This is a genomic window from Prevotella sp. HJM029 (assembly GCF_000599605.1).
Lineage (GTDB): Bacteria > Bacteroidota > Bacteroidia > Bacteroidales > Bacteroidaceae > Prevotella.
In genome coordinates this window covers 62244-84667 of the sequence record NZ_AZHT01000177.1, presented here as the reverse complement: position 1 = coordinate 84667, position 22424 = coordinate 62244, and the positions used below count along the sequence as shown (strand labels likewise).

At 47.6% G+C, this 22424-nt stretch carries 17 protein-coding genes; 14 read left to right on the top strand and 3 right to left on the bottom strand.

All coding sequences use genetic code 11. The features are described from left to right. Nucleotides 1–366: 366 nt before the first annotated feature. Both X919_RS0106745 and X919_RS0106740 read left to right on the top strand, forming a co-directional pair. Nucleotides 367–1314: an IS30 family transposase gene (locus X919_RS0106745; protein ID WP_028899504.1), complete on the top strand. Its 948-nt coding sequence runs from the start codon at nt 367–369 to the stop codon at nt 1312–1314. Between the two features lie 170 nt (nt 1315–1484). Continuing rightward, nucleotides 1485–2060, top strand: a complete 576-nt coding sequence (locus tag X919_RS0106740; RefSeq protein WP_028899503.1) for a hypothetical protein — start codon at nt 1485–1487, stop codon at nt 2058–2060. Between the two features lie 505 nt (nt 2061–2565). Here the strand turns inward: X919_RS0106740 and cysS are convergent. After that, nucleotides 2566–4056: a cysteine--tRNA ligase gene (gene cysS, locus X919_RS0106730; RefSeq protein ID WP_028899501.1), complete on the bottom strand. Its 1491-nt coding sequence runs from the start codon at nt 4054–4056 to the stop codon at nt 2566–2568. A gap of 281 nt (nt 4057–4337) precedes the next feature. On the opposite strand from cysS, the gene X919_RS17380 reads away from it, so the two are divergent. The 12 genes from X919_RS17380 (at nt 4338) to hemG (ending at nt 17171) form a co-directional block, all read left to right on the top strand. Next, nucleotides 4338–4463, top strand: coding sequence for a hypothetical protein (locus X919_RS17380; RefSeq protein WP_256380401.1), 126 nt, complete (start codon nt 4338–4340; stop codon nt 4461–4463). A 187-nt stretch (nt 4464–4650) separates the two neighbouring features. Further along, nucleotides 4651–5283: an orotate phosphoribosyltransferase gene (pyrE, locus tag X919_RS0106720; protein WP_028899499.1), complete on the top strand. Its 633-nt coding sequence runs from the start codon at nt 4651–4653 to the stop codon at nt 5281–5283. A gap of 64 nt (nt 5284–5347) precedes the next feature. Beyond that, a complete protein-coding gene (locus tag X919_RS0106715) occupies nt 5348–5758 on the top strand; it encodes an SRPBCC family protein (RefSeq protein WP_004381141.1) in 411 nt (136 codons plus the stop codon). Beyond that, complete coding sequence (locus X919_RS0106710; RefSeq protein WP_028899498.1) at nt 5751–6332, top strand: hypothetical protein; 582 nt, start codon at nt 5751–5753, stop codon at nt 6330–6332. Before X919_RS0106715 ends, X919_RS0106710 begins: the two co-directional genes overlap by 8 nt. Nucleotides 6333–6455: 123 nt before the next feature. Then, nucleotides 6456–7253 (top strand): NERD domain-containing protein, encoded by a 798-nt coding sequence (locus X919_RS0106705; RefSeq protein ID WP_028899497.1) that lies wholly within the window; start codon nt 6456–6458, stop codon nt 7251–7253. 231 nt (nt 7254–7484) lie between these two features. Then, nucleotides 7485–9302, top strand: coding sequence for an arginine--tRNA ligase (gene argS, locus X919_RS0106700; protein WP_028899496.1), 1818 nt, complete (start codon nt 7485–7487; stop codon nt 9300–9302). Between the two features lie 15 nt (nt 9303–9317). Then, nucleotides 9318–9797, top strand: a complete 480-nt coding sequence (locus tag X919_RS0106695; RefSeq protein ID WP_028899495.1) for an RNase H family protein — start codon at nt 9318–9320, stop codon at nt 9795–9797. A gap of 301 nt (nt 9798–10098) precedes the next feature. Continuing rightward, nucleotides 10099–10845, top strand: a complete 747-nt coding sequence (locus X919_RS0106690; RefSeq protein ID WP_028899494.1) for a GDSL-type esterase/lipase family protein — start codon at nt 10099–10101, stop codon at nt 10843–10845. Nucleotides 10846–11088: 243 nt separating this feature from the next. Then, nucleotides 11089–13161, top strand: a complete 2073-nt coding sequence (locus tag X919_RS0106680) for a TonB-dependent receptor (protein ID WP_028899492.1) — start codon at nt 11089–11091, stop codon at nt 13159–13161. A gap of 2 nt (nt 13162–13163) precedes the next feature. Continuing rightward, nucleotides 13164–14405 carry an MFS transporter gene (locus X919_RS0106675; protein WP_036917508.1) on the top strand — a complete coding sequence of 414 codons (1242 nt, stop codon included), beginning with the start codon at nt 13164–13166 and terminating at the stop codon, nt 14403–14405. Next, nucleotides 14402–15766, top strand: a complete 1365-nt coding sequence (gene hemN, locus X919_RS0106670; RefSeq protein WP_028899490.1) for an oxygen-independent coproporphyrinogen III oxidase — start codon at nt 14402–14404, stop codon at nt 15764–15766. Before X919_RS0106675 ends, hemN begins: the two co-directional genes overlap by 4 nt. Nucleotides 15767–15785: 19 nt before the next feature. Beyond that, nucleotides 15786–17171: a protoporphyrinogen oxidase gene (hemG, locus tag X919_RS0106665; protein ID WP_028899489.1), complete on the top strand. Its 1386-nt coding sequence runs from the start codon at nt 15786–15788 to the stop codon at nt 17169–17171. Between the two features lie 130 nt (nt 17172–17301). Here the strand turns inward: hemG and X919_RS0106655 are convergent, their stop codons facing one another. After that, entirely contained in the window at nt 17302–20496 is a 3195-nt protein-coding gene (locus tag X919_RS0106655) for a glycoside hydrolase family 2 TIM barrel-domain containing protein (RefSeq protein WP_028899488.1), read from the bottom strand. 265 nt (nt 20497–20761) lie between these two features. Then, entirely contained in the window at nt 20762–22069 is a 1308-nt protein-coding gene (gene eno, locus X919_RS0106650; protein ID WP_028899487.1) for a phosphopyruvate hydratase, read from the bottom strand. Nucleotides 22070–22424 lie beyond the last annotated feature (355 nt).

The following is a 22424-nucleotide window of genomic DNA, read 5'->3' as shown; positions in this document are numbered from 1 at the left end:
GCCGGTAAAAGTTTTCAGGAAACCGCAATCTATGATTTCGGAGGGTCATGAAAAGTTTTCCGCCAATAGGAAGCATTCCGGTGTTTGCCGTGTTCCCTGCCTGCGATACCTTTGCAGAATAAAAGTCGACAGATGACAACAAACGGATGAAAAGTGAGGTCGAAATCAGAAACGGAAATGGAAAGATAGATATACATCAAGTAAATAACATAGAGAGGAACTTTTTGCAGTAGCCTATTGAATAAAAAAGGCTACAAAACGTAAGTATTAAAAAATCATAAACATAGGCATTATAAGCCTTGTGTTAAAATTGTTTAATTAAAATAATAAAATCAATTATCTCATTAAGTAACAGATTATACATTTATGTACACCCATTTAACTTCACAGCAAAGATACGCAATTTCAACTTTTATTCAAAACGGATGGAGCAGGGCAAAGATAGCAGATTCGATAGGAGTTAATCCTTCTACCGTTACTCGTGAAATCAACCGCAACAGCGGAGTCCGTGGAACCTATAATTGGGAGACTGCCCAGAAAAATGCCGACTATAGAAAGATACGAAGACCAGGCAACCGCGCCATTTCCCAAGAGATAAAGGATGAAGCAGTGCGGCTATTAGTGGAAGAACAGTGGTCTCCGGAACAGATTTCGGCAGCTTTAAAGGAACAGGGTATGTCAATATCTCATGAAACTATATACAAGATCATCCGCACAGACAAGAAGAATGGAGGGTCTTTATATCTTTACTGTCGTCATAAACTTAAACACCGGGCACGTCCAGTAAGTGGCAGTGGATCAACTATTTGTAATAGGGTAAATATAAGCGAAAGACCGGAAGAAGCAGATGGTAGACGCTTTGGTGATTTCGAGATGGACACCATTGTAGGCAAAGGGAACCATGGAGCCATACTGACCCTTACTGAAAAAAGTACAGGCATGTTGTTTATGAGAAAGTTGAACAAAGGAAAAGAAGCCAAAGAACTGGCAAAGACGGTTGTTCGAATACTAATGCCATATAAGGCTTTCCTTAGATCAATAACGACTGATAATGGTTTGGAGTTTGCCTGTCATGAATACATTACAAAAAAATTGGGTGTTACGGTCTACTTCACCGATCCGTATTCATCATGGCAAAAAGGTTCGATTGAAAATCAGAACGGTCTTATCAGGCAATATATCCCCAAATCATCCACTTTTGAAAATATCAGTCATCAGTTTGTTACCAAAGTTGCTGACAAAATAAACCGTCGCCCAAGAGAAAAATTAAATTTTCGTACCCCTTTTGAGTGTTTTTACGAAAATATTCTTTAACTTTGCGGGCGTGTGCATTTGCATGTTGAAACCGCCCATTTTCATTTGAAATGTCTTTTGTTAAAAAAAACAACAATTAACTTTTTAGTAACTTAAATTTGCATACCTGTTATCTTTTCTATAAGTTTGCAAGTAATATAACAAAACCAATTTTTAAAACATTTACCACAATGATTACTAAATTTTTATCAGCGCTATTTATCCTATTGAGCGCTATGATTTTACCCTCGTGTAACAATCAAGAAGATGCTATTTACCAGCCGATAGTCGTTACACCAACGAATAATACTATTAAAATTAAAATCAATAGTAAAGAGGGAGGCGTTTTCAATTATAGTCAGTTGTTGGCAGATAAAGGTATTTCTGCAACTGGAAGTCTTTCAAAAAGTGGTCTCCCCATTGATTTAGGACACGATAGTATGGGTAACACCTTTTTTACATTATACCCCAATCTGCCCCAAAGCTCAGCAATGATTAATCATGAAAAGGTGATTTCATATACGAGTTCTTCTACAGCCTTTTTGCGAGTTGGAAACCAACATTTCGATGTAAAAGTCAACTGGCGGTTGGCTATCTCTGACAAGGCAAGAGAATCTAAAGAGATTTTTTGTGGAGGTACGGCCATCTTTATTGAGAATGTTGAATGCAACGGAGTTAAAAAAGCTGTAAATAATTCTACAGAAGAACTTACCATTACCTTCCAAGAGAAGAGCAATGGTGGGTTTGAACTCAGCAAAATAGAATAGTAATATGGATGATTTACAAAATGTTTTGAGCGGTAAGCCCATAAAAAAGCTACCTCTGACATAACATTCCACATCTAAGAATAAAGTGAGAAGCGTGCTACGAAGTCTTCAACGGAGACGATGTAGCACGCTTCTTTTATTTTATATAGATGGCAAAAAGCAAGCCACCTCAATGTTCTTTGATATGCAACAAATGGCTATTGAACGTGTATCTTCCCTATTTTCAATTTACCATGAACGCAATAGCGTCCCCCTCTTCCGCCGCTGTTTCACTTTCATATGTATAGGATTGCCAACGAAAAAAGGTCACAAGAGGGGAGGATATGCAGGGGAGGCAAGCCCAAAAGGGGATGGTATGTTTGCAAATCGAACGCCCTTCGCCAGCATCAACCAACGGATAGCGCTCAAATAACGCCCCCTCGTCACAGAAAAACAAGCAAGACCTCAACGCACGTGCCTAAAAAAATGGAGCAGCTCGGCTGAGTTGCTCCATTTATCGTGTGGGTTATCGATTCAATTTCCACGTCACCCCGTCCTTCGTATCTTTCACTTCGAAGCCCGCATTGGCTAAAGCATCGCGAATTTTGTCGCTCGTTGCCCAGTCTTTATCGGCCTTAGCCTTGGCACGAAGATCAAGAACCATGTCGACAACCTCACCAAAAGCCTGCTCGCGCGCATCGTTGTTGTTGCCCTTTTCTGCCTTCAAGCCCAACAAGTCGAATGCAAACAGCTCGAAAGTGGCTTTGAGTTCGGCTAAACTGTCGGCACAGATGGTGGCCTGATGGGCCAAGATATTGTTCACAAGGTGGGCCGCTTCGAAAAGATAACTGATGACCAACGGCGTCTGAAGGTCGTCGTTCATCGCGTCATAGCAACGTTGTTTCAAGGCCGAAACAAAGGTCTTCGTCGCCTCATCGCAGGCCGAAGCCACCGGCACACGCGCCAAATCGTCGTAGGCATTCATCAACTTTTCATAACCCTTTTGCGCGGCTTGCAGGGCATCATTGCTGAAATCCACCGTCCCACGATAGTGGGCTGAGAGGATAAAGAAGCGGATGGTCATGGGCGAATAGGCCTGCGAAAGACTCTCGTGTGCCCCGGTAAAGAACTGTTCGAGCGTGATGAAATTGCCCAAACTCTTACCCATTTTCTGCCCATTGATGGTAATCATGTTGTTGTGCATCCAATATTTCACCATCGGTTCGCCTTGACTCGCCACAGCTTGTGCTATCTCGCACTCATGATGGGGGAAGATAAGATCCATGCCTCCGCCATGAATGTCGAAATGGTCGCCCAGATATTTGCGCCCCATGGCCGTGCATTCGCAGTGCCATCCGGGGAACCCCATGCTCCAAGGGCTGGGCCATCGCATGATATGTTCGGCCGAAGCGCGCTTCCATAAAGCGAAATCGGCCTGGTTGCGCTTCTCACCCACGCCCTGAAGTTCGCGCGAATGGTTGATAATATCGTGAAGATTGCGCCCCGAAAGCACGCCATAGCGATGATCTTTATCATATTTCACAACATCAAAGTAAACGCTCCCATGGCTTTCATAGGCGTAGCCATTGTCTAAAATCTGCTGCACCAACTCCTCTTGTTCGATGACATGCCCTGTGGCATGCGGCTCGATTGAGGGGCGAAGCACATTCAAAGCGTCCATCGCATCGTGATAACGGTTGGTATAGAACTGCGCAATCTCCATCGGTTCCAATTGCTCTAAACGAGCTTTCTTTTCAATCTTGTCGTCACCCTCGTCGGCATCGTGTTCCAAATGCCCCACATCGGTGATGTTACGCACATAACGTACCTGATAACCTTGGTGCTTAAGATAGCGGAAAAGCACATCGAAGGTGATGGCAGGGCGTGCATGTCCCAAGTGGGGGTCGCCATAAACCGTTGGCCCACACACATACATCCCCACGTGGGGAGCATGCAAGGGCTTAAACAACTCTTTGCGACGGGTGAGTGTATTGTAAATTAAAAAGTTCTGTTCCATGCCTTTTCTCTTGTCTCTATATTCTTTTTCGTTCCTCAAAATCAACGTTTCCGCGTCCTGATGGGACGCAGGCCTGCACCAATTCAAGTCCTCTGCCCTGCGGAAACATTTGCTGTTGCAAAGGTACTGAAAAAGGAAAGACTTTCAAAATAAAACGCTACGGAAATGAAACGCCGCACCGAAAAACAGGCTGTCCCAACGATTGCAATGCCCATCAAGAACCGATGCGCTGCACCTGTGCCATGCGCTCACGGCAAAGGCGACATCATCATGGGTTTAGAATGGTGCAACCCCAGCTGCCCCATGCGCCACAAACCGTTGCCCAGCAGGCCGCATGGCTATTGAATGAAGCAACAGCCATCACTCCTTACGACACCGATTACCTTATCGCCTGGCCAATATCATAAACCCATATCGTAGAGATTGTCCAACAATCACCATGCTTTTGCACCGAAAAATGGTACACATTACCCACTGATTTGCACCACTTTTCTTCCTCCTCAACTACGCCTCAACAGAAAAAACGAGCCTAAAAATTGGTGCTCTACCATAAAAAAACTATCTTTGCAAAACAATCGTTAGAAGCGTTATAACATGAATCAACTGAAAAAAGATTTTGCATCGAAACTCTTAAAGGTGCAAGCCATCAAGCTACAACCCGCAAATCCCTTCACATGGGCATCGGGTTGGCATTCACCCATCTATTGTGACAACCGCAAAGCGCTCTCGTTTCCCCAGCTCAGAAGTTATGTAAAGCTGGAACTGGTGCATGCCATCTTGGCGCAACATCCTCAGGTTGAGGCCATTGCAGGCGTGGCAACGGGCGCCATTGCACAAGGAGTTTTGGTGGCCGAAGAGCTGCATTTGCCCTTTGTCTATGTGCGCTCAAAACCCAAAGACCATGGTTTGGCCAACCTCATCGAAGGCGAATTGCCTGCAGGAGCAAAGGTGGTGGTGGTAGAAGACCTCATCTCGACGGGCGGAAGCAGCTTGAAAGCCGTGGAAGCCTTGCGCCAACAGGGAGCCGAGGTGTTGGGCATGGTGGCCAGCTTCACCTATGGTTTCCCCGTAGCCGAGCAGGCTTTCAGCGAGGCTCACGTGGCACTGACCACACTAACCGACTATGAACATGTGATTGAAGAGGCTCGCACCACGGGCTATATTCGCGAAGAAGAGGTGGCGTTGTTGCAGCAATGGCGCAAAGATCCGGCTCACTGGAACGTGTAACGCCCACTTTTCCCCAAACACCTGCGTGGCTTTGATGCCAAGGCAGCATGTAAGCATAAGAAAAATGACAACATTTGAAAGTACAGTTCGACAGATAAACTACCCCCAACAGCAAGTTTTCAACATGCTGAGCGACTTAACCAACATCGAAAAGGTGCGCGACAAGTTGCCCGAAGACAAGATAAAAGACTTGCATTTCGATGCCGACACGCTGTCGGTGCATACGCCTGTGGGCGACATCAAAATGCGCATTGTGGAACGCGAGGTGCCCAAAACCATCAAGTTTGCCAGCGAAGAGAGCATGGTGTCGTTTAATTTTTGGATTCAGTTGGTGGCGGTCGATGCACAAACCAGCAAGATGAAGCTCACCATCAAGGCCGACCTCAACCCTTTTATTAAAGGTATGGTGGCCAAACCGCTGCAAGAAGGCATCGAAAAGATTGCCGATGTGTTGCAGCTCATCCACTATGAATAGGCGCATGGGGCAATCTTTTAGGTTGCTCTTCATTGGTCTTTCTGCACTGTTATGGGCTGCATGCGGCCCCGTGGAGAACGAATTTAGCAGCGAACGCATCTTTTTTGTGTTCGATAATGGTCTGCACCACAACGCCGCTTTGGCCGAAGCCATGGTGCCCAACAGTGGCATTTTCTGCACCATCCGCCAACAGATGCAAGGCGGAGTGAATCAATATGTGTGCCACAACACGGCCGGTCGCACAACAGCCACTCCCCTTTCGGCCGTCGATTTGCAACGCACCCACATGTTAGGCCTTAACAACGGACTCATTGTGGGCTATGGCAATCTCAACGATCCCCCCACGTTTTATGCCTACGACCGCGAGTGCCCCAACTGCTTTAACCCACAAACGATCCCGCTAAGAAGTCGCCCTTTGCGCCTTGAGGCAGGCGGATTGGGCACCTGTGACGTGTGCCATCGGCAGTATAGTCTCAACAACAATGGCCTGATTGTGCAAGGCGAAAAGGGCAAAAAGCTCATCCGTTACCGCGCCAACACCACCGGCCCCTATGGCGTTTTGTCGGTGAATTGAGGACGATTTCCCTTTCGCAACTTCTCCCTTGTTGATAAAATTGTCCTATCTCAGGGCAAAAATAGAAGGAAAAAGATAGATGCATCCATCCATCCTTTTCATCAATTAAGAAGAAAAATAGTCATGTATGTCGCATTTCCCATACTACTTTTAGTCATCATCATAGCGATAGTCGCTTCGAAATGTGGCCACAAGATTCCCATATTGATAGGTCGACAAGGTGAAATGGAAGTGCATAATATTCTCATGCAACTACCCGATGAATACTATCTATTAGAAGATATCATTCTAAAAACACCACGTGGCACAACACAAATTGACCATATTGTGGTTTCAAAACATGCGATATTTGCCATTGAAACGAAGAATTATCGTGGACAAATCTATGGAAATGAGAATCAAATCAATTGGAAACAGGTGATTGTGAGCGACGTAACTTATCCTAAAAAACCTTGGAAAACCTATACTTATGTCACTAAAAATTTATTTTATAATCCCATAAAGCAAGCCATTGCCCACACCTATGCCATCAAAGAATATACAAAAGAATGGCCTTATTTAAAAATAATACCCATCGTTGTATTCATAGATAATGCTGATATCAGCAAAATTTCAACCACACACCATGTTATTTATGATGCCGATTTGCTCACAACCATCGCTGCATATAAGGCAATCTATGCCACAGATAATGATGTTGTAACGATTTTTAAACGCTTAACGGAACACAATCTCCAGGCAACGATAAAACCAAAGGCGCATATTCAAAGCGTACAAGCAGCCAGATTGAAAACCAACCGCAAAATACAATCTGGGATATGTCCGCACTGCGGAGGCACACTCACACAAAGAACTGGTCGGTATGGCACCTTTTATGGATGTTCAAACTATCCCAAATGCAAGTTTACTTACAATGATTAAACATCCCTTTCGCCCTAAAATGAACAACAACAAAATAAATGAATTGGAAGGATTAATGCTAACGCATCTATAAAAGAACATTGCACGTCAACAAAGAACACCTCGTTTATCACCGCTTTTACATACAAGAATAGCATCACCATAAGCGCTAATGGCTTAGTTTTTATTTTGCTTTTCCTACTTTTTATTGTAATTTTGCAACAGAATTCGAATTTTGTTATTTCCTATTTTATGAATATTGAGAACGAAATATGCAGTTCCGTCATCCGCGTTGCGAAGGAACTTTATGGTCAAGAAGTGGCACCTTCACTCGTACAACTGCAAAACACACGTAGTAATTTCGAAGGAAACCTCACGTTGGTGGTGTTCCCTTTCTTGAAAATATCGAAGAAAAAACCCGAAGAAACGGCGCAAGAGATGGGCGAAGCACTGCAGAAAACGTGCAAAGCCGTGGCTAAATTCAACGTGGTGAAAGGCTTTTTAAACCTCGTTGTGGCACACGAAGCATGGATAAGTCTGCTGAACGACATCCACCTCGATGCGCATTTTGGTGAGCAACAGGCCGACAGTCATTCGCCTTTGGTGATGATTGAATACAGTTCGCCCAACACAAACAAACCCCTTCACTTAGGACATGTGCGCAATAACCTCCTGGGTTGGTCGTTAGCACAAATCATGCAAGCCAACGGAAACCGCGTGGTGAAGACCAATATCGTGAACGATCGCGGCATACACATCTGCAAATCGATGCTCGCTTGGCTCAAATATGGCGACGGAATCACACCCGAAAAGGCTGGAAAGAAGGGCGATCATCTCATCGGCGACTTCTATGTGGCCTTCGATAAGCATTACAAAGCAGAGTGCGAAGCGCTGCAAAAAGAGTATGTTGCAGCAGGCATGAGCGAAGAAGCTGCGGCAGAAAAGGCCAAGAACGAAGCGCCTTTGATGAAAGAAGCACGCCAGATGCTCGTGAAATGGGAGCAGAACGACCCCGAAATTCGCGCGCTCTGGGCACGCATGAACAACTGGGTTTACGCCGGATTCGACGAAACCTATAAGGCTTTGGGCGTGGGTTTCGACAAGATTTACTACGAATCGCAAACCTATCTCGAAGGAAAGAAGAAGGTGGAAGAGGGACTTTCCAAAGGACTGTTCTTCAGAAAAGACGACAATAGTGTGTGGGCCGACCTCACAAACGAGGGCTTAGACCAGAAATTGTTGCTGCGCAGCGACGGCACTTCGGTCTACATGACGCAAGACATCGGCACGGCTGAGATGCGATTTAAGGACTATCCCATCGACAAAATGATTTATGTGGTGGGCAATGAGCAAAACTATCACTTCCAAGTGCTGTCGATTTTGCTCGACCGATTGGGCTTCAAATGGGGCAAAGAGCTGGTGCATTTCTCCTATGGCATGGTGGAATTGCCCAACGGAAAGATGAAAAGCCGCGAAGGGACTGTGGTCGACGCCGACGAACTCATTGCGACCATGATCAGCGATGCACGCCGAATGAGCGACGAGTTGGGCAAATTCCACGACATGAGCGAGGACGAAAAGCAGCGCATTGCACGCATCGTGGGTCTCGGAGCCTTGAAATATTTCATCCTGAAAGTGGATGCACGCAAGAACATGTTGTTTAATCCTGAGGAGAGTATCGACTTCAATGGCAACACAGGGCCATTCATTCAATACACCTATGCGCGCATCCGTTCCATCCTAAGAAAGGCCGAAAGCGAGGCCATCCACGTGCCTACGCAGCTCGATGCGCATGCTCCGCTGAACGAAAAAGAGATTGAGCTCATTCAAAAGATGAATGAATATGCCGCCGTCGTGGCGCAGGCCGGCAAGGATTATAGCCCCAGTGGCATCGCCAACTACTGCTATGAGCTGACAAAAGACTTCAATCAGTTCTATCATGATTATAGCATTTTGAATGCCGACACGCCCGAAGAGAAGACCACTCGCTTGGTGTTGGCGCAGAATGTAGCAAAGATTTTGAAGAACGGCATGGCGCTTTTGGGCATCGAAGTGCCCGAGAGAATGTAATCTTTCGGCACACTTATGGCCAAAAAGTCAACCCTTTCCAACCCGCCTAACTGGCGAAACGACACGGTTCTTCCACTCCCTGCCGAGGTGAAAGCCATGGCTTGGGCGGTGGATGCAGCCTGTTCGGGCAACCCGGGCCCCATGGAATACCGGGCGATCGATTTGCAAACGGGCGCCGAAGTGTTCCATTTCGGCCCCACGCATGGCACCAACAACATCGGCGAATTCTTAGCCATCGTGCACGCGTTGGCCTTGCTCGACAAGCAACACGATACTGAACGCGTCGTTTATTCGGATAGCTATAACGCCATTTTGTGGGTGCACAACAAGAAATGTAAAACCAAATTGGCACGCAATCCGCAAACCGAAGGGCTCTATCAGATTGTGGAACGTGCCGAGAAATGGCTGCAAACCCACCCCGTCACCACCCCCGTTCTGAAGTGGGAAACGAAGAAATGGGGCGAAGTGCCCGCCGATTTCGGCCGAAAGAAATAGGCCATCGCCATCTATTCTATAGCTGAATCGTTCGTTGCAGCCAACACAAAACAAGAGAGAATGGCACTAAAGCACGCACACTCTTCTCTCTTTCTTACGCCTACACCCACGCGATAGCTTTCCTTCCTAATATTGAACTACCTTAATAGTAGCTTCATCGTTTCCTGCAGCACTGCAATAAACATAAAGCACACGCTTCTTATTCGTAGCTTATCCCTTCATTTAAAGGCCAAAAAAGTTTTTGTAAATAGCAACTTTTTATTACTTTCGCACAGAATATTCATCCTATTTATCCATAGACATGCAAACAACCATTCAACACATCATCACCAAAATGGCAGGACCGGGCATGCGTTTGCTGCTCGCTCCCATCTGTTTGTTCACCGCTTGTGGCACACAAGCGCAGGAAAAAACCTTTCAACCCACCCCACACTACCAGCAACGCGTGGCCGAGTTTGACGCCCATCCTGCCGTGAAAGCCCACTCCATCGTGATGCTCGGCAACAGTTTGACCGAGAATGGCGGCGATTGGAACGCCCGATTGCACACGCAAAACGTGGTCAACTATGGCATCATTGGCGACGACACCGAAGGCATGTTCCACCGCCTGCAGCAGATAACGCCCCATCATCCGCGCGCCATCTTCCTGCTTTGTGGCGTCAACGACCTCAGCCATCAGCTCTCAGCACGAGAGGTTTTCGACCGCGTAACGCAGCTCATCGAGACCCTTCGCCGGCAAACCCCGCAGACCACGCTCTACATTCAAAGTCTCTTGCCCATCAATGAAGACTTTCAACGTTGGAAAACGCTCAACGGAAAAACCAACGATATCCCCGCCATCAACCGCCTGTTGAAGACCTATTGCCAGGCAAAAGGCCTCACCTTTATCGACATCTACCCCCACATGGTGGAACCCGGAACGGCGAAATTGGAACCTACCAACAGCACCGACGGTCTGCATCTGTCGAAAAAAGGCTATCAGATTTGGGCAGAAGTGTTGCGCCCCTACGCACAAAAAGAGGATAAGGCAGCCACAAAACAGCGCTAATCGCCCATAGACGCAACATCCATCATCAGCAGACAGGCTCCAAGAAGCACATCTGCTGATGACTTTTTGATGCCATTTTGCAGTATAATCCCGCGCACTCTTTGATGCCATTTGCACCACTTTTTCGCACAAAATAGTCCACTTTCCCCGCAGCAAGGAGCCCCTTTTTCTCCTTATAAATGATGATTGCGCGCAAAAAGAAAAAGCTGTAACTTTGCAAATACATATTAACAAAGCACCTTTATGAAATTTTCGTTCTTCCTTTTTGCCGCCATCCTCCCCTTAAAAGGGCTCGCAGAAACGGCCGATTCAACAATTGCGCAGCACCACACCTTAGAAGAAGTAGTGGTGAGAGGGTTTAAACAAGACAACCTAAGCAAAGCTCCCTTGGCGGTATCCGTGGCAGGAAGCACCTTCTTGCAACGCAATGAGCTCAACGGCCTGCGCGACATGAGCAGCGTGTTCCCCAACCTTTTCATCGCCGATTATGGCGCACGCCAAAACACCCCCATCTACATTCGCGGCATAGGCTCAAAAACCAACGCGCCATCGGTGGGCTTATATGTCGACGGAATGCCCTATTTTGAGCGGTCGGTTGTCGACATGGATATTGCCGGAATCAGCGGTATTGAGGTGCTTCGCGGTCCACAAGGCACGCTTTATGGACGCAATTCCACTGGCGGACTCATCAACATCTACACCTATTCGCCGTTGGATTATCAAAACACCATGGCCAAAATCAGCTATGGTTCGCGCAACGATTTGCGCCTCGGCGTGAACCATTATCAAAAAATTTCGTCGCGCTTGGGCATCAATGTGGCAGCCAATTACCACCACAACGATGGTTTTTTCCGCAACCTTTATACGGGAGAGAAAGCCGATAACCTGCAAAGTGCCAATGCCAAAGTGGGACTTGCTTGGCAAGCCACGCCGCTTTGGACAATGCGTCTCAGTGCACTTTTCGACCATTCCACACAGGGGGGCTACCCATACGGCCACTATCATGCAACCGATAACACCGCCGATGCCGTGAATTACAACCGTCCCGGCCACTATCGTCGCAATCTTTTCACGGCAGGAATGAATTGGCTCTACAAAGGAAATGCAGTGCATTTCAACAGCCAGACATCGGTTCAGCTGAGTAAAGACAAGCAACAGATCGACCAAGATTTCACACCGCGCGACCTATTCTTCACGATAACGGGCTTGAAACAAACGCTCGTGAGCCAGGAGTTCACGCTGCGCTCGGCCAAAGACAACAGCCGCTACCACTGGATGGTGGGCGCATTTGGCTTCTACCAACGGCTCAACAACGCCATTGAGACGCAATTCTTTACCCCCAATTATGCCACACCTAAGTTTTATCATACCCCCACTTGGGGTGGTGCACTCTACCATCAGTCGGCCTATGACGTGACAAAAACGCTGCGCGTGGCGGTGGGTTTGCGCTATGATTACGAGCGTGTGGCGCAAGATTATGAAGCCAACAAATACACGTTGACCACGGGATGGAGCAGCCTTGTGCGCACAGCGACGTTCAACGACCACACGCATTTCAGCCAAATCACGCCGAAATTCACCGTCAGTCAGCAACTGAGTACCGACAAAATGGTTTATGCCTCGGTGGCAAGAGGCTACAAAGCAGGTGGTTACAACGTCACTTCGACCACCACAACACTGCCGGCTTACGAGCCAGAATACAACTGGAACTACGAGATTGGTGCCAAGTTGGCCTTCCTACAGGGCAGACTTCAAACCGAGATGAGCCTGTTTTACATCGATTGGAAGCACCAACAAGTCACCACAACCGTGCCGGGATTGGGCAACATCATCAACAATGCGGGCCATTCTGACAGCAAAGGTTTTGAGCTTTCGGCCATCTATCGTCCCCTCATGGGCTTAGAATTGCAAGCCAATTACGGCTACACCTACGCTCGATTTCTGCGCTACGAGAAGAGCGCCACAGTGCATTTCACGGGCAACATGCTGCCCATGGTACCCCGACAGACCATGGCTTTCGCGGCCAACTACACCCTATTCCACATCATGGGCTTAGACAAACTCATGCTGAATGCCGCACTCACGGGTACAGGAAAGATTTATTGGACCGAGGATAACCAACTGAAACAGCCGTCTTACGCGCTGCTCAACCTGAAGATTGCAGCCACAAAAGGGCGCTTCACCTGGGAACTTTGGAGTAAAAACACCACCAACACGCACTACATGAGCTATGCGTTTGCCTCATCTGCCACGTATGCTCAGCGCGGAAAACCCTTCATGGTGGGCACTTCTATCCTCTTTAAACTCAACCCATAACAATGGAACAGCAAGAAGAAATGAGCGAACATTCCTCGCAGAAGGTAGGCTACCTGTCTACCTTCTTCTGCCTTTATCTTGCCCAAGCCGTGCCGATGAGTTTCTTTACCACGGCACTTCAAGTCATTTTACGCGAGCAAGCGGTGCCCCTTTCGCTCATTGGTTTACTGCAAATCGTGAAACTTCCGTGGATTTTAAAGGTGTTTTGGTCGCCCGCTATCGACCGACATTGCCATACGGTTAGAGATTATAAACGCACGATTATCGGTGCGGAAATCGTGTATGCCTTGTTGATTTTGGTGACAAGCCTCTTCGATTTACACACCATTCTGCCCCTTTCCTTCCACCTGCTCATCGTGCTTATCCTCCTTGCTTTGGCTGCTTCGGCCACACAAGACATCGCTACCGACGCTTTGGCCATACGCACTTCGGCGCCTCATCAACGCGGATTGCTCAACAGCATGCAGTCGATGGGCAGCTTTGGTGGCAGTCTTTTGGGCAGCGGAGTGCTCTTGATGGTGCTCCATTCTTATGGTTGGAATCGCGTAACCCAGTGCTTAAGTCTGTTTGTTCTCATCGCCATGGTGCCGCTATGGCTGCATAAAAAGCTTCGGTTTCAGCAAGAACGGCCGGCCAAACAGCGGGCCACTTGGAGAGACTTCGGGCACTTTTTCACCCAAAAAGGCATCAGCCGACAGCTCATTTTCCTTGTGCTCTACTACACAGGCATCATCGGTATCATGTCAATGCTCAAACCGTTTATGGTCGATTTGGGCTACTCGATGAAAGAAATTGGTTTCCTTTGCGGCATAGTGGGCATTGGTTCGGCCTTCATCATGGCCTATCCTGCGGGGTTGTTGGTGCGCCGTTGGGGGGTGCAACGCATGCGCATCGTCTTCGCTTTCGTAATGTTTTTGGCCACCCTTGCCTTCGTTTGGCTCGCCATGAACCGCCCTTCTACCCCCGTGTTAACCGCTGCTATCATCGTGCTTTGGGGCAGTTACGGCATGGGAACAGTGGTGGTTTACACCTCATCGATGCAACATGTGCGCACAGGACGTGAGGGAACCGACTTCACGATCCAAACAGTTATCACCCATCTCATGGGCATTCTCATTGCCATCGTGGCCGGTTTAATAGCCCATTACACGGGCTACATGGGCATGTTTGCCGTACAGAGTGCCCTCGCTTTGGGTTCTTTTTTCTACACGTTGCACCTGTATAAAACAGCAAAACAACAATGAACGAAACGCTTTTCAAGAAATATAATGTACCCGTTCCACGCTATACGAGCTATCCTACGGCCAATGAATTTGAGCCTTTCGATGCCCATCGCTATCTGAAGGCCGTTGAAACGTCGAACGATGCCGCAGCCGACAACATCTCTTTCTATATCCATGTGCCTTTTTGCAGGCATCTTTGTCACTATTGTGGCTGCAATTCGGTGGCCATGGCACAGCCCAAACGCATTGAAGAATATTTTGAAACGCTGCACCAAGAGATTGACTTGCTGCTACCGCATCTGCGAAAAGACCGCCGCATCAGTCAGATTCATTATGGCGGAGGCAGCCCTTCTTCCATGCCGTTGCCGCTCATTCGTGGCATCAACGAGCACCTGTTGTCGGCCTTTTCAACCATCGACAAGCCCGAAATTGCCATCGAATGTCACCCCGGTTATCTCAAATCCAACGATTGGCAATACCTGTTGGACAGCGGATTTAACCGCTTTAGCCTCGGCATTCAGGATTTTAACACCGACGTTCTGCGCACGGTGAACCGGCGACCGAGCCTGCTTCCCATGGCCGACATCATGGAAATTCTGCGCAAAGGCGGTGCAAAAGTCAACTTCGACTTTATCTATGGCCTGCCAAAACAAACCACAACGGAGTTTATTTCGACCATCCAAACGGCCATTTCGCTGCATCCCAATCGCTTAGTAACATTCAGTTACGCCCATCTTCCAAGCCTTTTCAAGCGGCAAATGATTTTAGAAAAAGCGGGACTTCCACTGCAAACGGAGAAGTTAAAGATGTTTGAAGAGGCCTCGAAAATGCTGCAATCGGCAGACTATGTGCCCATCGGTATGGACCATTTCGTGCTGCCCGATGACGATTTGAATGTGGCTTTGCAGCACCACACCCTGCATCGTAACTTCCAAGGCTATTGCCCTCGCCGCATCACCGCGCAGGTTTACGCCTTCGGTGTGTCGGGCATCAGCCAGTTGGATGCCGCCTATGCGCAGAACACCAAGGATATTTCGGCCTACATGGCGCAAGTGAATGCCGGCCAAATGCCCGTCCAACGGGGCTACGCCTTAGCACCTTGGCAGCGCATTACACGGGAAGTGATTGAATGTATCATGTGCAACAACGCCATCAACTGGCACGACATGGCGCAACGTCTGCATGTTCCGGTCGACGAAATCAAACAGGCTATCCACTACAACGAAGCCGAATTGCAGACCCTGCAAGCCGATGGTTTGATCGCTTTCGATGCCGACTCGGTGGAAATCACACCCGATGGGCTGCCCTTTGTGCGCAATGTGGCTGCCGCCTTCGATCCAATGATGCGCCATAACCATCGGCTTTTTTCCAAACCTGTCTAACATTTTTATGTTTAAAACAATGCAAAACGAGAAGCAATCCCCAATAGATGTTGTCGTCATCGGCGCCGGACTCACTGGCTTAACCACCGCGCACACACTCAAAAAACGCGGCAAGTCGGTCGTAGTGGTGGAGAAAGAGAACCGCATTGGCGGCCAAATTCAAACCCACCAGCAAGGCGATTTCACCTTTGAGAGTGGTCCAAACACGGGCGTTGTGAGCTATCCTGAGGTGGCAGAGCTATTCCAAGACCTCGAAAAGTGGGGGTGTCAGCTTGAAGAAGCACACGAAGAAGCGCGACAACGTTGGATTTGGAAGGGCACGAAGTTTCATGCTTTACCTGCTAATCCCATAGCCGCTTTGCGCACACCGCTCTTCACTTGGCGCGACAAATGGGGCATTTTGCGCGAACCTTTCCGCCCAAAAGGTACCAATCCCAACGAGGATGTGGCGACAATGGTGGTGCGACGATTGGGCAAAAGCTATTTAGATTATGCCGTAGACCCTTTCATTTCGGGCGTCTATGCAGGCGATCCCCACACGCTAATCACGCGGTTTGCCCTGCCAAAACTTTATAACTTAGAACAAAACTATGGCAGTTTCATTCGTGGTGCCATCGCTAAAAGCAAAGAAAAGAAAAGCCATCGCGACCGATTGGCTACGAAAAAGGTGTTTTCTGCAGTAGGAGGATTACAGCATTTGGTCGATGCTTTGGCACAATCCGTAGGCCATGAGCACATCATCTTGCAGGCAAACAACGTGATTGTTACGCCCATTGATGGCCAATGGCAGGTGGACTACACCACCACAGCGGGCGAAAAGATGAGCCTTCGCTGCCGAAAAGTCATCACAACGGTGGGGGCTTACGCACTGAAAGCCATGCTTCAGTTTGTTAAAGACAGCGACATGGCACCGATTTCTGCGCTGCGTTATGCGCCTATCGTGCAGGCCAGTGTGGGCTTTGCAGATGCACATGGCATTGAAAACAAGGCTTTTGGCGGGCTTATTCCCTCGTGCGAACGGCAACAACTCTTGGGCATTCTCTTTCCATCAGCTTGCTTCTCAAGGCGTTGTCCGGCACAAGGTGCCCTCTTTTCGTTCTTCCTTGGGGGGGTGAAACACGCTGAAATGTTGGATAAAACCGACGATGAACTGCGCGAAATCATCATGAAAGCCTTGCCAATGATGCTTGGTTTTCCTCACGATGTGCAACCCGATAGGATACAATTCTTCCGCCATACGCGTGCCATTCCACAGTATGAACTATCGAGTGGCGACCGTTTTGCCGCCGTAGCGCGCATAGAACAGGCACATCCCGGCCTGGTTATTGGCGGCAATCTGCGCGATGGCATCGGTATGGCCGACCGCATTCGTCAGGCCGTACGCATGGGGATGCAAGACGATTAAGCAGATTTTGCAGCATCATTCCCCACGAACAAGCCCAAAAGGCATGCCACAAAAATAAAAAAAAGCGCACGCTCCATCACGGAGCATGCGCTTCACATTTGTATGACTAAAACTTAACCTTTTAAAAAACTCATTCCATTATCATCCACTTAAGAATGGGACTCATGCTAAATTCATACTCCATATCGCCATAATGAATGCGATAAGGCTCTAAAGGAAGGAGTCCCCAGCTGTTCGTTCCGCCTACACCTGCCTGACGATAATCAATGCAAACGTTGGTATAGGGCGATTTCTTCACCTGATAACTGTGGCGCTGATGCTTCTCAAGTCCCTCATCAAGGTCGTCGATAGCATAGTGAAGTGCCGACATACCAAATGATTTTGCGTGCGGAACGAAGCGCAAGCCGACGCCATAGGCATTGGTTTGATTCCACCATTGCACATCTTGTTTGCTGCCAGTTTCCTGTGGTCGGATATAAGGGAAGAACTGATTGTCGGCCGTTTGATTGTAAATGCCGATGCGCTCTGACTGCTTTCGGTCGCTATAATTCTCAATAGGACCGCGCCCGAAATACCGAATGTTGCCCATATCATAAGGCATTTGCAGCACCATACCAAAGCGAAGCATGTCGCTTACCTTGGCTGTTGGGTCGGTCTTCATCGCCATATTGACAACGATAGTGCCGTCCTTTTGCAAACGATAGGTGAGCGAAAGTTTAGCTTTCACTGCCGGCATATCGTAGGAAGCCATCACAATGGCACCTTCTTTGGTGTCCTTTCCTTTCACAATGCCTGGCGTAATGCTTTCCAATTTCAATTCGGGATGATGCCAAGCGGCCATCTTCTGGGGTGCGCCAAAGCCCATATCGTTGTCGGTTACAGCGCGCCAGAAGTTGGGTTTCAGCGCACCTTGCTCGCCAATGAAATTCGTTCCATCGACAACATACTGCGTCATCCAACCCGTTTGTGCATCGAAGACCACGCGGACATTGCCACCTTGCAACACGATTTGGCTCGGCGTGCGCTGCAATTTATACTTGATGCCCTCAGCATCGGTCAGCGGTGACGGCGTGTAATGATGCGGAAGTTCAAATTGTTGATGCGCCATCGAAAGGCCTTTTTCTAACAAAGGCTCGCCCGTTTTGAGCTGATAGTCGACATTCAGATAGGCAAAATGGTCGCGTTGTGCGTCGATAGGCAACTGAATCTCAGCGGTTTGTTGTGGCTGAACATCCAACGTTTCAACACTTCCGGTAGCCATCTGCTCGCCCTTCTCGTTCAAAGTGGCCCACACTAAACGGTAGTTGCTGAGGTCACGGAAGAAATATTCGTTCTTAATTTGCAGCTTCCCATGCGCCAAGTCTACGGGCGTTGTCCATATATTTTGGTGCTGATAGGCCACTTCATACGCATGAGGATTGTATTGACGATCGGGACCTATGATGCCATTGCAGTTGAAATTGTTATCCGATGGGTCATAGTTGTTGTAATCACCCCCATAACAATATTCCTCTTGCTGACCTGTTCCGGGTATCAACGAAGCTGCCTTTTGCTCATAATCAGCCAGTGTTCGATTGGCTTTAAACTGCGGATGCTTGTGCAATCCTTGGTCAACAAAGTCCCAAATGAAGCCCCCTTGATAGATGGGATATTTGCGAACAAGTTGCCAATATTCAGCTAAATTACCGCTTGAGTTACCCATTGTATGGTTATATTCGCACGGAATCAGTGGCATTTCACTCTTGGGATCTTTTGCATATTCCTCACACTTATCCACAGGATAGTACATCGGACACATGATATCTGTGGCCTTTCCACCCCCCCAAAGTGCCTGTTCATACTGCACAGGGCGTGATGGGTCGAACTGCTTCACCCACTGATAAGCCTTCACAAAGTGGTCGCAATTCTTACTTTCATTGCCCAAACTCCAAATGATTACACTGGGATGATTGAAGTTCATGCGCACATTATGCTGGTTTCTTTGCATGATGGGCAGCGCAAACAGCGGATTTAACAGCTTCGAATCAGGACCATATTGGAAGCCATGGCTCTCTTGATTGGCCTCGGAAACGACATACAATCCGTATTCATCGCATAGGTCATACCACCGTGGATCGTCGGGATAATGGCACGTTCTAACGGCATTGATGTTGAGCTTCTTCATGATTTTAATGTCCTGAATCATGCGCTCGGGGGTCACCACATAGCCACCATCGGGATCCATCTCATGTCGATTGGCACCCTTGATGAGCACAGGTTGGCCATTAACTAACAACTGCCGCCCCTTGATTTCCACCTTGCGGAATCCTATTTTCTGCGTGATAACCTCCTTCACCTGCCGCTTTTGGTCTTTCACCGTCGCTACAAGCGTATATAAATAAGGTGTCTCTGCCGTCCATTTCTTCACGTTACGCAACACAAAATGTGCATTTCCCTGTGTACGTTTGTTAAAGTTCGATTCGCTTTTCACCAAGCGTATGCCCTCAGCATTGAGCAATTCAAAGTCAATAATGGGATTACCTTTCACGGTCATTGCCACCACAGCGTCGCCATCTTGATAGTTGTTAATGAGGTCGGGAGTGATGCGAATGTCTTCAACATGCACATTTTTGTCGCGCGAATAGAGATAACACTCGCGCGCAACACCACTCAACCGCCAGAAATCTTGGTCCTCACTATAGGTGCCATCACACCATCTAAAGGTCTGGAAAGCAATGAGATTCTCGCCTGGTTTGAGATATTTAGTGAGGTCAAATTCAGCTGCTACCTTGCTATCTTCAGTGTAACCAACAAACGAACCATTCACCCACAGATACATATTCGAGGTGACTGAACCGAAATGGGCTATCACTTGACGTCCATTCCAATCAGCTGGTAGTGTGATGGTGCGGCGATAACTGCCCACATGGTTATTCACTTCGGGCACCTCTGGCGGATTATCTTTGAAATGACCACGCCATGGAAAGCCCACATTCAGATAGATGGGCTCGCCATAACCATTCAATTCCCAACAGCCAGGAATCACCATATTGCCCCAAGCGGCATCGTCAAAGGAGGGCGAAAAGAAATTGGTGGGACGCTGATTGGCATCTTTCACCCAATTAAACTTCCAGTTTCCTTCTAACGAGAGATAGTTTGCCGACTGCTGCTTTTGGTTCTGCAACGCCTTTTGTTCCGACTCAAAAGCAAAGAAATTGGTGTGTGGCGTGAAACGATTAATATCATTCACCTTCAAATCATACCACTCGGTGAATGTGGGTTGCTGTGCGAAAGCGGTTGAGACCATTGCACTGCTCAATAGGATTGCTAATATATACTTCTGCATGCACAAATAGATTTAATGCATATGATAATAGGTTAGAATGGGACAAAGATAGGCAAAAAAGGCACATATCCCAATAATAATTAGTGAAATAAATAAAAAAGGTGACAACCAATGGTGCACCTTGCTACACGAACACGCCTCTTAGGCCACCACCTGCAGCACAAAAAAAGGGCTTTCAATGCTCCTTTGCCAATCAGCACTGCAGCAGAAACACCACAAAGCTCATCACAGCAAGCATCAAAAGCCCGGTTATCGGTAAACCTATTTATTTCAATTTTGCATAACCATAGCGAGCTGTGCAACCCAATTCTTCTTCAATGCGAATCAATTGGTTGTATTTTGCCATACGGTCAGTGCGGCTCATTGAACCAGTCTTAATCTGTCCAGAGTTGGTTGCAACGGCGATGTCAGCGATAGTCGTATCTTCTGTTTCACCAGAGCGGTGAGAAGTGACTGTCGTATAGCCGTGACGATGTGCCATTTCGATAGCTTCGAGGGTCTCGGTGAGCGAACCAATCTGATTCACCTTAATCAAAATTGCGTTACCAGCACCCATCTTGATACCCTTTTCGAGGAACTTCACGTTGGTAACGAAGAGGTCATCACCAACCAACTGGCAACGATCGCCAATCTTTGCAGTGAGTTTCACCCAGTTCTCCCAGTCGTTCTCGTCCAAACCATCCTCAATAGAATCGATAGGATATTTGGTAATCAACTCTTCCAAGTAAGCAATTTGCTCGTCGGCTGTGAGCTTCTTTCCATGAGGATCTTTAGGCATACCATTCTTCAACTGACGATAGTCGTAGAACCATTGGCCATTCTCTTGTACTGCAAATTCAGAAGCTGCGCAGTCCATAGCAATCTTAACGTCCTTGCCTGGCTCGTAACCAGCGTCCTTAATCGACTTGATAATAGAATCCAAAGCATCTTCAATGCCATCAAACTTAGGTGCGAAACCACCTTCATCACCTACAGCTGTTGACAAACCACGTGCTTTAAGGTTCTTTGCTAAAGCGTGGAACACCTCAGCACCCATGCGGATAGCTTCCTTCTCTGATGCCGCACCAACGGGGCGAATCATAAACTCTTGGAAAGCAATCGGAGCATCACTGTGGGCACCACCATTGATAATGTTCATCATTGGAACAGGCAACACATAGGTATTGGCACCGCCAATGTAACGATACAAGGGGATATTCAAAGCCTTAGCAGCTGTTTGTGCCACAGCCAAGCTAACACCAAGGATGGCATTTGCACCGAGTTTGCTCTTAGTTGGAGTGCCATCCAAAGCCAACATCTGGTAGTCGATAGCGCGTTGTTCCAACACACATTTACCTTTCAATGCAGGAGCAATGATGTTGTTTACATTCTCAACAGCTTTCAAAACGCCCTTGCCGCAGAAACGATTCTTGTCGCCATCGCGCAATTCCAAGGCCTCGTTCTCACCAGTAGACGCACCAGAAGGAACACTTGCACGACCCATTACACCATTTTCCAAGGTTACTTCTACCTCAACAGTAGGGTTGCCTCTTGAATCAAGAATCTCTCTTGCATGAACTTTTTCAATTTTCATAAATCTATTTTTATTAATGTTCAACATTTAATGCCACAAAGATAGCAATTTTTTGGTGGATAAACAATACTTCTATTTAATGCTTTGCACATTTTTTTATAAGTTTAAACCTACGCCCCATTCTGTCGCCTTATTTTTCTGCTGCGCACCCTTTAGAAAATCCCTTGTCATGGGCTTTCCACTCATTTGGCAGCCATGCCCTTTTATTTTGCACTACTTTATCCAGCGATGTGGCGTATTTTATCGCCTAAAGTAAGCTGCTTTACCCCATCATCACATAGCAATTAGCCAGCAAAGACCATTTTACTCCTGCACATCGGCTACCCCCACGTCATCCCCTCATCCACTGATAGAC

Excerpts from the sequence above, each read along its gene's own strand:
- X919_RS0106745 (WP_028899504.1), top strand. The coding sequence starts at position 367 with ATGTACACCCATTTAACTTCACAGCAAAGATACGCAATTTCAACTTTT.
- X919_RS0106740 (WP_028899503.1), top strand. The coding sequence starts at position 1,485 with ATGATTACTAAATTTTTATCAGCGCTATTTATCCTATTGAGCGCTATG.
- cysS (WP_028899501.1), bottom strand. The coding sequence starts at position 4,056 with ATGGAACAGAACTTTTTAATTTACAATACACTCACCCGTCGCAAAGAG.
- X919_RS17380 (WP_256380401.1), top strand. The coding sequence starts at position 4,338 with ATGGTGCAACCCCAGCTGCCCCATGCGCCACAAACCGTTGCCCAGCAG.
- pyrE (WP_028899499.1), top strand. The coding sequence starts at position 4,651 with ATGAATCAACTGAAAAAAGATTTTGCATCGAAACTCTTAAAGGTGCAA.
- X919_RS0106715 (WP_004381141.1), top strand. The coding sequence starts at position 5,348 with ATGACAACATTTGAAAGTACAGTTCGACAGATAAACTACCCCCAACAG.
- X919_RS0106710 (WP_028899498.1), top strand. The coding sequence starts at position 5,751 with ATGAATAGGCGCATGGGGCAATCTTTTAGGTTGCTCTTCATTGGTCTT.
- X919_RS0106705 (WP_028899497.1), top strand. The coding sequence starts at position 6,456 with ATGTATGTCGCATTTCCCATACTACTTTTAGTCATCATCATAGCGATA.
- argS (WP_028899496.1), top strand. The coding sequence starts at position 7,485 with ATGAATATTGAGAACGAAATATGCAGTTCCGTCATCCGCGTTGCGAAG.
- X919_RS0106695 (WP_028899495.1), top strand. The coding sequence starts at position 9,318 with ATGGCCAAAAAGTCAACCCTTTCCAACCCGCCTAACTGGCGAAACGAC.
- X919_RS0106690 (WP_028899494.1), top strand. The coding sequence starts at position 10,099 with ATGCAAACAACCATTCAACACATCATCACCAAAATGGCAGGACCGGGC.
- X919_RS0106680 (WP_028899492.1), top strand. The coding sequence starts at position 11,089 with ATGAAATTTTCGTTCTTCCTTTTTGCCGCCATCCTCCCCTTAAAAGGG.
- X919_RS0106675 (WP_036917508.1), top strand. The coding sequence starts at position 13,164 with ATGGAACAGCAAGAAGAAATGAGCGAACATTCCTCGCAGAAGGTAGGC.
- hemN (WP_028899490.1), top strand. The coding sequence starts at position 14,402 with ATGAACGAAACGCTTTTCAAGAAATATAATGTACCCGTTCCACGCTAT.
- hemG (WP_028899489.1), top strand. The coding sequence starts at position 15,786 with ATGCAAAACGAGAAGCAATCCCCAATAGATGTTGTCGTCATCGGCGCC.
- X919_RS0106655 (WP_028899488.1), bottom strand. The coding sequence starts at position 20,496 with ATGCAGAAGTATATATTAGCAATCCTATTGAGCAGTGCAATGGTCTCA.
- eno (WP_028899487.1), bottom strand. The coding sequence starts at position 22,069 with ATGAAAATTGAAAAAGTTCATGCAAGAGAGATTCTTGATTCAAGAGGC.